We start from the raw sequence: 12,281 nt of genomic DNA on the forward strand, positions 1-12,281 counted from the left end.
CACCCGGCAAAATCAACCATCTTGCCGCCCAACTCAACGTGAAGCCCATACAACGGCGTGCGTCTAATCTCGGTCATCTTGGATACCTTTTCGTATCTTTCGGTTTCGAACGCATTCCCGTCAGTCTGCCTCAAGTAGTCAGTATTGCAACGATTCCGGTCAACTTGCGAACCGGCGCGCCACCTGTGGGGCAAGTCTGTATGCGGGCGTATGCATCCATCGCGTTCCTATAGGAAACTTTTTTCCGTTAGGCAACATTTGTCATTTGGCCTCTGCAAGGGTTTGCCGATCAAGGCTTCTAACGCAACGATAACACCAGGCAAGCCGACTGCAATGGCCTGAAAAAACGGTATTTTGCCTGCACCTTATCGCGCCTGTCCATCAAATGACTGCACTGCGAGATCCAGCACCCTCAGCCCGGCGACAAGATCGCTTTCGGCGGTATCTTCGGCAAAATCGTGGCTGACACCGTTGATTGAGGGCACGAACAGCATCGCAACGGGCATCAGGCGCGACACGTTTGTGGCATCGTGCAACGCGCCCGACGGCATCCTGCGCCATTTGCCGGGGGCCACCTGTTCGGCCCCATGTTCCAGCGCCGCGCGCAGCGTCTGATCCATCGTGACGGGTTCCAACCCGAGCAAAGGGCCGTAGGTCAGCACCATGTCCTGTTCGCTGGCTATTTCCTGCGCTGTGGTACGGATGATCTCCTCCATCCGCGACAGCCGATCCGGATCGCCATCGCGCCACTGCATCGAGAACCGCGCCCGACCCGGCACGATGGACGACGCATTGGGGTGAAGATCGACCCGCCCGATGGTCCAGACGGTTTGTGGTGTCACCACGTTGCGAACCCGTTCGTTGAGGCGCGTGTTGAACAGTGACAACGCCTGAAACGCATCCCGGCGCAAATGCATCGGTGTGGTGCCCGCGTGATTCTGCTGCCCTTCGAAAGTGACCGACATGTCCCGGATGCCGACGATATCGGTCACGACGCCGATCTGCTCGTTCGCTGCGTCCAGAGAGGGGCCCTGTTCGATATGCATCTCGACAAAGCCGCTGAACCGCGCGGGATCGACAAAACCCTGCGACAGATCCGCCATGGAAGATCGGGCCTCGCCAAAGCTGACGCCGGCACCGTCGGTCAACACATCGGCCTTGTCCAGAGGCAGACCGCCGGACCAGACCGCCGAGCCTGTGGTCACACCGAACCGGCCTTCTTCGTCCTGAAAACTGACGACCGAGATCGGCTGGTCGCTGGACCGCGCGATCTCGAGCGCGGCGATCACGCCGAGCGCGCCATCCAGCCAGCCGCCTTCGGGCTGGCTGTCGGAATGCGACCCCATGAGCAGAGAGCGGCCGGGCGCCAACCCGAACAGGTTGCCGACCGGGTCGAAATGCGGTGTCAGACCCGTGTCGGCCATACGGTCCGCCAGCCATTGGCGCGCCGCGATATCCGCTTTGGAATAGGCCGGGCGGATGACCCCTTTGCCCACACCTGAGGCACCGAATTCACGCAGCTTGTGCAGATCATCCAGAAAACGCGTGTGGTCGACGGCCATGAATCCCTCCGGGCGCAGTTGGTCAGGGCGACCATAGCCAGAAACCGGACAGCTGCGAATGTTTTTCCGGTGAGATCAAGAAACCCCTCTGGTCCCGGCAGGGAACCTGCCCTAAGACTTCGGCGCAAGAGGGAGCGACATGTCACATATCACATTGGTGCGGCACGGGCAGGCAAACACGACGGCGCGCGACGAAGCAAGCTATGACAAGCTGAGCGATCTGGGCCATCAACAGGCTCGCTGGCTGGGCGCGCATCTGCGTGACACCCGCAGCCACTATACACGCGTCTATTGTGGCACCCTGACCCGCCATACCGAGACGGTCACCAGCATGGGATTAACCGATCCTGTCTGCGACGCACGGCTGAACGAGATCGAGTATTTCACCCTTGCACAGCTGTTCGAAGAACAGCACGGCGTCGAAATCCCGACCGATCGCGAGGGATTTGTCGAACACCTGCCCAAAACCTTCGCGGCCTGGGCCAGCGGAAAGATCGAGAACGCGCCGGAATCCTTCGATGCGTTCGAAGCCCGCGTCCGCGATGCATTGCACGAGATCGGGACCGAGGGCGGACCGGCCATCGTCGTGACCTCGGGCGGGTTGATCTCGATGGTGGTGCGGCAGGCGATGGGGTTGGACATCCCGTCGATGGCGCGGGTGGCCCTTGCCATCATGAACACGTCGATGCATCGTCTGCACCCGATTGGCGCACAGCTGAGCCCGGTCCTGTTCAATGCGGTGCCGCATCTGGAAGCACCCGACCGGCAGTTCGCGCAAACCCACCTCTAACCAGATCGGAGATCCCTGATGCAGCTTTATTATGCACCCCGAACCATCTCGGTCGCTGTTGCGATTGCTCTGGAAGAGGCCGGGCTGGACTATGAAGCAATCAAGCTGGACTTTGCCGATGGGGAACAGACAAAACCGGCCTACAAGCAGATCAATCCCAAGGGGCGCGTTCCGGCGCTGGTAGTCGATGGCGGCATCCTGACCGAGACCGGCGCGTTGCTGGAATATATTGCGGCCAAGGCACCCGAGGCCGAATTGGTGCCAGCTGATCCGGTCATGGCCGCCCGCATGCGCGAGGTGATGTTCTATCTGGCCTCGACCATGCATGTGAACCACGCCCACAAGCTGCGCGGGCATCGCTGGGCCGACAAGAAGTCCAGCTGGAAAGACATGACGGACAAGGTCGCGCAAACGATGACGGCATCTTGCGACTATATCTCGTCAAACGGGTTGCGCGGGCCGTTTGTTCTGGGGGACGCGTTCTCTCTGGCCGATGCCTATCTTTATGTGGTTTGCAGCTGGCTGGAAGGCGACGGCGTCGATGTCTCGGCCTTCCCCAAAATTCTCGCCTTCCGCAAGGCGATGGAGGCACGGCCTTCGGTTCAGGCGGTGCGCGCTGCCGGGATGCTCTGACAAAAGGAAATAAGATGACACATCTCTGGGTCAGGGCGGAACAGCGCCCGAACGAGGAACGGGTGGGGCTGACACCCGAAGGGGCCGCGGCACTGATCGCAGCCGGCATCCGCGTGACGGTCGAGGAAAGCCATGTCCGCGCCATTCCGATTGATGGTTACAAGGACGCTGGCTGTGCAATCGCGGCTGAGAATTCGTGGCCCGAGGCCCCGCGGGATGCGATCATCTTTGGCCTCAAAGAATTGCCCGAAGATGGCACCCCACTGCCCCATCGCCACATCATGTTCGGCCACGCCTATAAGGGTCAGCATTCGGGTCGCGCGCTGCTGGAGCGGTTCAAGGCAGGGGGCGGTACGCTTTATGATCTGGAATACCTGGTGAGCGAAGACAGCCGCCGGGTTGCCGCCTTTGGCTATTGGGCTGGTTATGCAGGCGCTGCGGTAACGCTCAAGACATGGGCGGCGCAACAACGGGGCGAGGAATGCCCGCCGGTTGGGGTGTATGCAGGCAAAGACGTTCTGAACGCCGAATTGCTGGCCGAGTTGGACGCGACCAGAGCCCCACGCCCCCGCGCCATCGTCATCGGTGCACTGGGTCGCGTGGGTACGGGGGCCGCAGACCTGTGCGACGCGATGGGCGTCGACGTCACCAAATGGGACATGGCGGAAACCGCAAGCGGCGGGCCGTTTCCCGAAATTCTGGACCACGACCTGTTCCTGAACTGCATCTTCGCGCGCCCCGGAACCCCGGTCTTTGTTCCGCGTGAGGCGTTGACTGCCCCGCGCAACCTGACCGCCATCGGCGATGTCGCCTGCGACCCGGACAGTGATTACAACCCGGTGCCGGTCTATGACCGTGCAACCACATGGGACGCGCCTGCTTTGCGCGTGGCAACCGATCCGGTGATGGACGTGATGGCCATCGATAACCTGCCGTCGATGCTGCCGGTCGAAAGTTCGGAAGATTATGCGGCACAGCTTTTGCCGTCGCTTCTGACCCTGACCCATCTGGACAGCGGCGTCTGGGGTCGGGCAGAAGCGATTTACAAAACACATATCGAAGGGATCTGAGCGATGACGATTCACTGGTGTGGCACCGGCCTGTCGGCCATCCCCGGCCTGCGCCGTCTGATCGAAGGTGGCCACAAGGTCACCGTCTGGAACCGGACGATCGAAAAAGCCAAGGCCGAGGTCGGAGACCTAACCGACGACATACGGGCGTTCGACATCGACGCTCTGGGTGATGTGCTTGGAAAGGGCGACGTGATCGTGTCCATGTTGCCGGGCGACTGGCACGTACCACTGGCGGAACTGGCGATTGCCAAGCAGGCCAATTTCGTGTCGTCGTCTTACATCGCGCCCGAAATGCGCGCACTGGACGACAAGGCGCGCGAGGCCGGTGTGGCGCTGGTCAACGAAGTTGGTCTGGATCCGGGCATCGACCACCTGATGGCGCATGCGCTGGTCGATGACTATCGCGCCTCGGATGTGTTCGATCCGCAAAACCACCTGAGCTTTATTTCGTATTGCGGTGGCATTCCCAAAATCCCGAACCCGTTCCGCTACAAGTTCAGCTGGTCGCCGTTGGGTGTGCTCAAGGCGCTTCGGTCGCCTTCAAAGTCGATCCGAGACTATGCCCCGCTGGACGTTGCCCGCCCGTGGGATGCGATCAGCAGCTATATCGCGCCGCTGCCAACGCCGGAAAGTTTCGAGGTCTATCCCAACCGCGACTCGATCCCGTTCAAGGCGCAGTACCAGTTCGAGGATCACTGGCCCGTCAGGGAATTTGTCCGCGGCACCCTGCGCCTGAACGGCTGGGCGGATGCGTGGTCAGACGTGTTCCGTGAAATCGAAACCCTGTCGGGCCCGGAAGGGGATGCGCGTCTGAAAGAGATGTCCGACCAGTTCTGGAGCGAAAACGCCTATGATGAGGGTGAGCCCGACCGCGTTGTGCTGTGTGTTGGATTGAAAGCCGAGAAAGACGGCGTCCCTGTCTGGCACAAGACCTATGTCATGGACGCCTGGGGCGACGAGCGCGGTACAGCGATGGCGCGCCTGGTTTCGATCCCGGTTTCACTTGCCGTCGAGGCCGTTATGAACCGCGCCATCCCGGCAGGTGTTCACGCAGCCCCAAGCGACCCAAAACTGGTACAAGGCTGGATGGCCGAGGTCGACCGGCTGGCCCAGCACTTGCAGATCGTGGATCATACGGCCTGATCGCACCCAAAAAGCCATTCCAGAGTTTCTGGAATGGCTTTTTTGAACAACATGATCGAGTGGGATCACAGGTTTTTCAAACAGCGGGTGCGGAACAACCGATGTTGCCCTGCTCGCCACTTACTTGGGCCAGTTAACCGCGGGCAGGATTTGCCCGACGCAATCGCCAAAGCCGATCTGGAAGCCTTCGCCCTTGGCCGCACCGCGCAGGGTCAGGGTGTCTCCGTCTTCGATGAAAGTCCGGGTTTCGCCGGTATCGAGCGTGAAGGGCTCGCGACCAGCCCAGCTCATCTCCATCAGAGAACCGTATTCCGTCTTGGTTGGGCCTGAGATCGTGCCAGACCCCAGAAGGTCGCCCACATTCATCGCACAGCCGCCGATGGCGTGGTGGCAGAGCTGTTCGGCGGCCGAGTAATACATGCGGGAGTAGTTGGTTTCGCCAACGACGCTCGCCTTCTCGGCTCCATCAGGCTGCATCAGCACCTGAAGCTCAATGTCGTAAAGGCCGTCCTTTGAGCCGTCGAGGTAGGGCAGAAGCTTTTTTTCGCGTTCGGGCGTTGGCGCACGGAACGTTTCCAATGCGGCGGCGGTCACGATCCAGGGGCTGATCGAGGTGCCAAACGCCTTGCCCTGAAACGGTCCAAGCGGCTGGTATTCCCAGCCTTGGATGTCACGCGCGGACCAGTCGTTCAGCAGCACATAGCCGAAGATCATGTCGTCGGCTTCATCCACGGTGATCGGCTGGCCAAACTCGGACGGCTTGCCAACAATGGCGCCCATTTCCAGCTCGATATCCAGACGCATCGAGGGGCCAAAGCTGGGCATCTCGGCGTCGGGCGCTTTAAGCTGACCGTTCGGGCGGTGAATCGGCGTACCTGAGATCACAACCGAGGACGCGCGACCATTATAACCGATCGGAATGTGCAGCCAGTTGGCCGGCAGATCGGGCGAGCCGCGCAGGATCGCGCCCATGTTCGCGGCGTGCTGACGACCGGCATAAAAGTCGGTGTATTCGGACACAAGGAACGGCATGTGCAGCTCGGCATCGGCTTGGGCGACCAACAGAGGCTCAACAGTGTCACGTTCGGTCGAGGCCTCGCCCAGCAGCTGTTCCAGACGGGCGCGCAGGGCGGCCCATGCGTCCGATCCCTGCTCCATCAATTCATTCCAGAAGGGCACGTCGAAAACGGGTTCATCACCAATCTCGATCAGGCCAGCTTCTTCGGCTGCGTGCATATCGAGGATCATATCCCCGATGGCCACGCCACAGCGCGGTGCGCTGTCTGAGGTCGAAAACACACCATAAGGCAGGTTGTTCAGGGGAAAGGGGGTCTCGGCAGAGTTCGCGCTGTCCACCCATGACTTTTTCAGTTGGCTCATGTGATCCTCACTCGGCATCCGGCTGTACCTCGGGTCGCGCATCGGCGAAGGCGGACAGGGCCAGACAGGTTTCTTCGATTTCGGTCAGACGCGCAGAGGGCGTCATGTCCACACCCCAGCGATGCCCGTTGTAAAGCTGCGATACAAGGCAGATATCCGCAAGCGATGGCATGTCGCCAAAGGAAAAGCGGGTGCCTTGTGGCAGCATAGCCTGAAACGCGGTCAGACCTTCGTTCATCCAGTGGACCATCCAGTCCACACTTTCCGCTTTGCTGTGCCCCATCCCGTCCAAATGTTGAACAACGCGCAGGTTGTTCACCGGATGGATGTCCAGCGCAATCACATGCGCCGCCGCCATCACCTTGGCCCGCGCAATCGGGTCGTCCGGCAGAAGCGCCGGGTCGGGATAGGCGCGGTCAAGATAATCAAGGATAGCCAGAGATTGGGTCAACTTGGTGCCATCCTCAAGCTCTAACACAGGGACGCCCTTGCCGGGGTTCATCGCTTGATAGGCTGCGCTTCTTTGCTCGCCTTTCACCAGATTGACCGGGCAGCTTTCGAACGGCACACCCTTCAGGTTTAATGCGATACGCACCCGATAGGATGTGGTAGATCTCCAATAGGTATATAACTTAAGACCCATCATTTCTTACCTGGTGTCCCGTCGAACTTCTTCTCAAGGCTGTCCCAGCAGTCGATGTAATTGTCCTGCAGCGGGGCTTCGTTCGCGGCGAAGGCTGTCAGGTGCTGCGGGAAGCGGGTCTCGAACATGAAGGACATGGTGTTGTCCAGCTTTTCAGGCCCAAGGTTCGAGTTCGAGGCACCCTCGAACGCGTCGCGGTCTGGCCCGTGCGGCAAGATCATATTGTGCAGGCTGACGCCGCCGGGGATAAAGCCCTGCGGCTTGGCGTCATACTGGCCGTAAATGTTGCCCATTAGTTCGGACATGATGTTCTTGTGATACTACGGTGGGCGGAAGGTGTTCTCGGCCACTATCCAACGTTCACGGGACAGAACGAAGTCGATATTCACGGTGCCGGGCTGGCCCGAGGGCGCCGTCAGCACAGTGAAGATCGAGGGATCCGGATAGTCAAACAGGATCGCACCAACCGGACAATATGTCGTCAGACCGTACTTATACGGCGCGAAGTCCGCCTACATCGAGCCAGGGTCACCCTGGGAAAACGGATATTGCGAAAGCTTCAACGGGCGGATGCGGGATGAACTTCTCAACGGCGAGGTATTCTACAGCCTGCGCGAAGCGCAAATCCTGATCGAAGAGTGGAGGAAACACTACAACACAAAAAGGCCCCACAGTGCATTGGGCTACAAACCACCAGCTCCTGAAGCCATCATTCCGATGGATCAGAGGCCGATCATGCACTAACAATCAAAATGGACCAGTCAGATGAGGCTGCTCAAGAGGGTGAGCGCCCACCGGGGACTGTCGAAACATCTTTAGCTGCACTTACTCTTAGCAAATCCTGCGGTGGGTTGCCTCTCGTGGATGCTTTTACGGCTTTTCATTGGTTGCAAGGGAACAAAGGACGGCCGCGGATCGTAGAGGACCTTCCTCTCTATCGGTTTGCGGTCGTTGAACCAATTGGCATCAACGCTTCACAGATAGACAGGGATTTTCAAGATTGCCTGATCCAAGAGATCGAACGCGTTGTTTTGTGGACCAAACAACTCGGCTAAAATACAAGAGCGTTCATTGACGTTCAGACTTCTTCGGATACACCGGCATTGCGGGACTGTTGCATGCGTTGATGGGTCCCGCTTTTGCCGCAGACTAGGATATGCCTCTCGTCCACGCGCCAATCGACACTGGCGCGCCGCACGTGTTTCTGGGTCTGCGTTGTGTGCTCCGGCGCAAACTTGGGGCAACGAAGACCAAAATCCAAGGCACTTGCGCGCAGACAGAGGTTAAATCAAGCAAACACCCTCAAGTGTGAGAATGATTGGACACTCAAAAAGGCAGCACGCTTCTATGAGTGGGCAACCATTGTCCGAATGACTTCAAGCCAGTTGCGCCTCTTCACAAAACCACCGCGCGGACCGGATCACAACGCAATACCCAGCCCGCAACATGCGGATTGGCCGTTCAGCCTTCGATAAAGGAGGAGTCTTTCAACAAAATGGGCTCAAAGCAGCCCTTCTTCCCGCAACAATTCCAGCATATCCGCCTCGGGTCTTGGGCCGATATGGCTGATGACCTCGCGGGCGCAGACGTTGCCGATCCTGGCGCAGGTCTCGTAATCGCGCCCTGTGGCCATTCCATACAGGAACCCCGCGGCGAACTGGTCACCGGCACCGGTTGCGTCTACCGGCACGATCCTCTTGACCGGCACGTCGATGCGCGCGCCTCCGTTCAGGACGGTCACGCCATCACCCGAGCGCGTGCAAACCACCAGCGGGCAAATCTCGGCGGTCTTGATCAGCGCCTCTTCCAGATCGTCGGTTTCAAACAGCGATTTGATTTCGGCCTCGTTGCCGATGACGAAATCCAGCTCATTCTCGATCAGCAGCAGGAAATCGACCCGGTGCCGTTCCACGCAGAACGGGTCGGAAATGGCGATCCCGGTCTTGCCGCCGCCCTTGTGGCAGGCGCGCGCGGCCTCAAGAAACGCGGCCTTTCCCTTTTCCTTGTCGAACAGATAGCCCTCAAGGAACATGATCTGGCTGCTTCCGGCGACCTCATCGGGCACGTCATGCGACGACAGTTCCGAGGAGATGCCCAGATAGGTGTTCATCGACCGCTCGCCATCGGGCGAGACAAAGATCATCGAGCGCGAGGTCGGCAATTCCCCGCCCGGAACCGGCGGGTTGACGAAATCGACGCCATCTTCGTTCATCGCATCCGCATAGAACCGGCCCAGCGCATCGTCATGCACCCGCCCGATAAAGGCAGCATCCAGCCCCAGCGCACCTGCGCCCGCAATCGTGTTGGCAACAGACCCGCCCGGTGTCTGTACCCGACCCTCCATCGAGGCATACAGCAGCTCGCCACGCTCCTGCTCGATCAGCTGCATGATGCCTTTTTCAATGCCCATCAGTTCCAGGAAACTGTCATCGGCCTGCGAGATCACGTCCACAACGGCATTTCCGATACCGGTCAGCTGGTAGGTTTTCATAATGTCTTGTCCTCGAATTGACAGAGATCACGGATGATGCAGGTCGGGCATTGCGGCTTGCGCGCCCTGCAATGGTACCGGCCATGCAGGATCAGCCAGTGATGCGCATGGAGTTGAAAATCGGCGGGGATATTGTCTTCGATGGCGCGCTCGACCGCGTCCACGTCCTTGCCGGGGCAGATGCCGGTGCGATTGCCGACGCGAAAGATGTGCGTGTCCACAGCCTGCGCCGGCTGCCGCCACCACATGTTCAGCACAACGTTGGCGGTCTTGCGTCCGACACCCGGCAGCGATTGCAGCGCTGCGCGGGAATTTGGGACTTCACCGCCATAGTCTTCGACCAAAATACGGCTCAGCTTGATGACGTTCTTGGCCTTCTGGCGGAACAGGCCGATGGTCTTGATATGCTCGATCAGGCCCTCTTCGCCCAGATCCAGCATCTTTTGCGGCGTATCGGCGATCTTGAACAACTCGCGCGTGGCCTTGTTGACCCCCGCATCGGTTGCCTGCGCCGACAGCGCCACGGCCACGACCAGCGTGTAGACATTCACATGCTCAAGCTCGCCCTTGGGTTCGGGGTCGGCTTCCTGAAAGCGCGTAAAGATCTCGCGGATCGTATGATAGTCGAGTTGCTTTGCCATCCGGGCCTTAATGCCGCCCGAGGGGCCGCGACACAAGCCCAAAGCCAATGCGCAAGTTCCGGGTCGCGGCAGCGTGTCGCGCGCGCTATGGTTTGTGCCAGACAATGAGGTGCAACCATGAACGTCCAGACCCCCGAAAGCGGATACCACTACAACGTCATGCGCCGGGCAATCGAGCTGATCGATCAGGGCGGCGAGGGCCTGAGCCTTGATGAGTTGGCCCGCCAGATGGACATGAGCCAGGCCCATTTCCAGCGCCTGTTCTCGCGCTGGACCGGTGTGTCGCCAAAACGGTACCAGCAATACCTGACGCTGGGCCATGCCAAGGCGCTGCTGCGCGAACGGTTCACCACGCTTGAAACCGCCCATAATGTCGGCCTGTCCGGCAGCGGCCGCCTGCATGATCTGTTCCTGAAATGGGAATCCATGAGCCCTGGCGAATATGCCCGCAGGGGCGCGGGTCTGACGATCTATTGGGGCTGGTTCGAATGCCCCTTTGGCCCCGCGCTGGTCATGGGCACCGACAAGGGCATCTGCGGCATCGCCTTCGGGGCCGAAACCGGAGAGAAGGCGGCGATGGAGGATATGGTCTCGCGCTGGCCCAACGCGGATTATGTCGAAGATCCGATGCGCCTGCGCCCCTGGGTTCTCAGCGCATTCGGCACGGCCAGCGACCGGTCAGAGCCGACACCGCTCTACCTGATCGGCTCACCCTTGCAGATCAAGGTATGGGAAGCACTGATGCACATCCCGTCGGGGCAGGTGACGACCTATTCCGAGATCGCGCAGCGCGTGGGTTCGCCGCAGGCCGTGCGCGCGGTGGGCACGGCCGTCGGGCGCAACCCGGTCAGCTGGCTGATCCCGTGTCACCGCGCCCTGCGCAAATCCGGGGGGTTGGGCGGCTATCATTGGGGTCTGCCGGTCAAACGGGCCATGCTGGCCTATGAGGCGGCAAAGGCCGACGCCTGACCGGATTTTATAGGTACTCGCCCGTCGGGCAAAGTGTTAGACCTGCGCCGAGGCAGCAAGAATCCGGTTTGATGATCCAAAAGTTTGCTCTTTGGTCGATCCCAGTTTCCATCGCGGTGTTGGCACTGAAACTCCTGGCATGGTGGCTGACGGGGTCTGTCGCCCTTCTGTCCGATGCAATGGAGTCGGTGGTCAACGTGATCGCGGCGCTGTTAGCCTTCTTCGCGGTTTCAATTGCCCGAAAGCCGCCTGACGAAAAGCATCCGTTCGGTCACAAGAAGGTAGAGTATCTGTCGGCCGTTGTCGAAGGCACGCTGATCGTTCTGGCCGCATTGCTGATCATCCGCGAAGCTATTCTTGCCTTGCCATCCCCGCATCTGGAACAGGCGCCGATGCGCGGCGTTGCGGTCAATGTCTTGGCCACAGGGCTGAACGGTGTCTGGGCGTTGATCCTGCTGCGGGTCGGTCGGCGGCACGTATCACCGGCGTTGGTGGCCAGTGCGAAACACATCTTCACAGATGTTGTTACCTCCGTTGGGGTGTTGGCGGGTATTCTGCTTGCGCTGGCGACAGGCTGGCTGATCCTGGACCCGATCATGGCGATCCTGGTCGCGCTGAACATTCTGTGGGAAGGATGGAAGGTCATCCGAAACTCGGTCGATGGGTTGATGGACGTGACCCTTTCCGAGCCGGATTTGAACGTTATCCGCAGTACAATCGAAGCCCATCTTGGACCCGCGCTGGAATATCACGATCTTCGCGGTCGCAGATCGGCGAATATCGTCTTTGTCGAGTTCCATCTGGTGGTCGATGGTGCAATGTCAGTCTCAGCCGCGCATGAAATCTGTGATGATATCGAGGCAGCCCTGACCGCGAATTTCCCCGGCTCGGTTTTTGTAATTCACCTCGAGCCGGACACCGAAGTGGAAGGTAATCTCGCTGTAAAAGCATAAAGG

At 59.7% G+C, this 12,281-nt stretch carries 12 protein-coding genes and 2 pseudogenes; 8 read left to right on the forward strand and 6 right to left on the reverse strand.

Going from position 1 to position 12,281, the window contains the following annotated elements:
* Positions 1–233: hypothetical protein (locus tag AC2FLO_RS02185; protein ID WP_496806698.1), on the forward strand; the 233-nt coding region annotated here is incomplete at its 5' end.
* Positions 234–365: 132 nt separating this feature from the next.
* Here AC2FLO_RS02185 and AC2FLO_RS02190 read toward each other — a convergent pair.
* The gene (locus tag AC2FLO_RS02190) at positions 366–1,562 is read right to left on the reverse strand and encodes a Zn-dependent hydrolase (protein ID WP_496811617.1); all 1,197 of its coding nucleotides are present in this window, start codon (positions 1,560–1,562) and stop codon (positions 366–368) included.
* Between the two features lie 139 nt (positions 1,563–1,701).
* Between AC2FLO_RS02190 and AC2FLO_RS02195 the strand changes: the two genes are divergently transcribed.
* Genes AC2FLO_RS02195 through AC2FLO_RS02210 form a run of 4 tightly spaced genes read left to right on the forward strand, consistent with a single transcriptional unit; the run spans position 1,702 to position 5,201 of the window.
* On the forward strand, positions 1,702–2,352 hold the full coding sequence (locus AC2FLO_RS02195; protein WP_209505059.1) for a histidine phosphatase family protein: 651 nt from the start codon (positions 1,702–1,704) through the stop codon (positions 2,350–2,352).
* An 18-nt stretch (positions 2,353–2,370) separates the two neighbouring features.
* On the forward strand, positions 2,371–2,985 hold the full coding sequence (locus AC2FLO_RS02200; RefSeq protein ID WP_496755223.1) for a glutathione S-transferase family protein: 615 nt from the start codon (positions 2,371–2,373) through the stop codon (positions 2,983–2,985).
* 14 nt (positions 2,986–2,999) lie between these two features.
* Positions 3,000–4,055 carry a saccharopine dehydrogenase gene (locus AC2FLO_RS02205; RefSeq protein WP_496755221.1) on the forward strand — a complete coding sequence of 352 codons (1,056 nt, stop codon included), beginning with the start codon at positions 3,000–3,002 and terminating at the stop codon, positions 4,053–4,055.
* A 3-nt stretch (positions 4,056–4,058) separates the two neighbouring features.
* Positions 4,059–5,201 carry a saccharopine dehydrogenase family protein gene (locus AC2FLO_RS02210; protein ID WP_496755219.1) on the forward strand — a complete coding sequence of 381 codons (1,143 nt, stop codon included), beginning with the start codon at positions 4,059–4,061 and terminating at the stop codon, positions 5,199–5,201.
* A 120-nt stretch (positions 5,202–5,321) separates the two neighbouring features.
* Here the strand turns inward: AC2FLO_RS02210 and fahA are convergent, their stop codons facing one another.
* From fahA to AC2FLO_RS02225, 3 genes and pseudogenes are all read right to left on the reverse strand, one after another.
* Positions 5,322–6,581: a fumarylacetoacetase gene (fahA, locus tag AC2FLO_RS02215; RefSeq protein WP_496755217.1), complete on the reverse strand. Its 1,260-nt coding sequence runs from the start codon at positions 6,579–6,581 to the stop codon at positions 5,322–5,324.
* Between the two features lie 7 nt (positions 6,582–6,588).
* Positions 6,589–7,224, reverse strand: coding sequence for a maleylacetoacetate isomerase (gene maiA / locus AC2FLO_RS02220; RefSeq protein WP_496755215.1), 636 nt, complete (start codon positions 7,222–7,224; stop codon positions 6,589–6,591).
* Positions 7,224–7,733: pseudogene (locus AC2FLO_RS02225) on the reverse strand (homogentisate 1,2-dioxygenase domain-containing protein); the annotation flags it as partial. The pseudogene AC2FLO_RS02225 and the gene maiA, both read right to left, overlap by 1 nt.
* On the opposite strand from AC2FLO_RS02225, the pseudogene AC2FLO_RS02230 reads away from it, so the two are divergent.
* Positions 7,723–7,968: pseudogene (locus tag AC2FLO_RS02230) on the forward strand (integrase core domain-containing protein); the annotation flags it as partial. The pseudogenes AC2FLO_RS02225 and AC2FLO_RS02230 overlap by 11 nt on opposite strands.
* A gap of 757 nt (positions 7,969–8,725) precedes the next feature.
* Here AC2FLO_RS02230 and AC2FLO_RS02235 read toward each other — a convergent pair.
* Positions 8,726–9,715 (reverse strand): adenosine kinase, encoded by a 990-nt coding sequence (locus AC2FLO_RS02235; protein ID WP_480482801.1) that lies wholly within the window; start codon positions 9,713–9,715, stop codon positions 8,726–8,728.
* Complete coding sequence (gene nth / locus AC2FLO_RS02240; protein WP_496754630.1) at positions 9,712–10,356, reverse strand: endonuclease III; 645 nt, start codon at positions 10,354–10,356, stop codon at positions 9,712–9,714. Before nth ends, AC2FLO_RS02235 begins: the two co-directional genes overlap by 4 nt.
* 117 nt (positions 10,357–10,473) lie before the next feature.
* Between nth and AC2FLO_RS02245 the strand changes: the two genes are divergently transcribed.
* Both AC2FLO_RS02245 and AC2FLO_RS02250 read left to right on the forward strand, forming a co-directional pair.
* Positions 10,474–11,325: a bifunctional helix-turn-helix domain-containing protein/methylated-DNA--[protein]-cysteine S-methyltransferase gene (locus AC2FLO_RS02245; RefSeq protein ID WP_496754586.1), complete on the forward strand. Its 852-nt coding sequence runs from the start codon at positions 10,474–10,476 to the stop codon at positions 11,323–11,325.
* A 71-nt stretch (positions 11,326–11,396) separates the two neighbouring features.
* The gene (locus AC2FLO_RS02250) at positions 11,397–12,278 is read left to right on the forward strand and encodes a cation diffusion facilitator family transporter (RefSeq protein ID WP_496754588.1); all 882 of its coding nucleotides are present in this window, start codon (positions 11,397–11,399) and stop codon (positions 12,276–12,278) included.
* Positions 12,279–12,281 lie beyond the last annotated feature (3 nt).

Source organism: Ruegeria sp. TASC047, from assembly GCF_059612445.1.

Excerpts from the sequence above, each read along its gene's own strand:
- AC2FLO_RS02190 (WP_496811617.1), bottom strand. The coding sequence starts at position 1,562 with ATGGCCGTCGACCACACGCGTTTTCTGGATGATCTGCACAAGCTGCGT.
- AC2FLO_RS02195 (WP_209505059.1), top strand. The coding sequence starts at position 1,702 with ATGTCACATATCACATTGGTGCGGCACGGGCAGGCAAACACGACGGCG.
- AC2FLO_RS02200 (WP_496755223.1), top strand. The coding sequence starts at position 2,371 with ATGCAGCTTTATTATGCACCCCGAACCATCTCGGTCGCTGTTGCGATT.
- AC2FLO_RS02205 (WP_496755221.1), top strand. The coding sequence starts at position 3,000 with ATGACACATCTCTGGGTCAGGGCGGAACAGCGCCCGAACGAGGAACGG.
- AC2FLO_RS02210 (WP_496755219.1), top strand. The coding sequence starts at position 4,059 with ATGACGATTCACTGGTGTGGCACCGGCCTGTCGGCCATCCCCGGCCTG.
- fahA (WP_496755217.1), bottom strand. The coding sequence starts at position 6,581 with ATGAGCCAACTGAAAAAGTCATGGGTGGACAGCGCGAACTCTGCCGAG.
- maiA (WP_496755215.1), bottom strand. The coding sequence starts at position 7,224 with ATGGGTCTTAAGTTATATACCTATTGGAGATCTACCACATCCTATCGG.
- AC2FLO_RS02235 (WP_480482801.1), bottom strand. The coding sequence starts at position 9,715 with ATGAAAACCTACCAGCTGACCGGTATCGGAAATGCCGTTGTGGACGTG.
- nth (WP_496754630.1), bottom strand. The coding sequence starts at position 10,356 with ATGGCAAAGCAACTCGACTATCATACGATCCGCGAGATCTTTACGCGC.
- AC2FLO_RS02245 (WP_496754586.1), top strand. The coding sequence starts at position 10,474 with ATGAACGTCCAGACCCCCGAAAGCGGATACCACTACAACGTCATGCGC.
- AC2FLO_RS02250 (WP_496754588.1), top strand. The coding sequence starts at position 11,397 with ATGATCCAAAAGTTTGCTCTTTGGTCGATCCCAGTTTCCATCGCGGTG.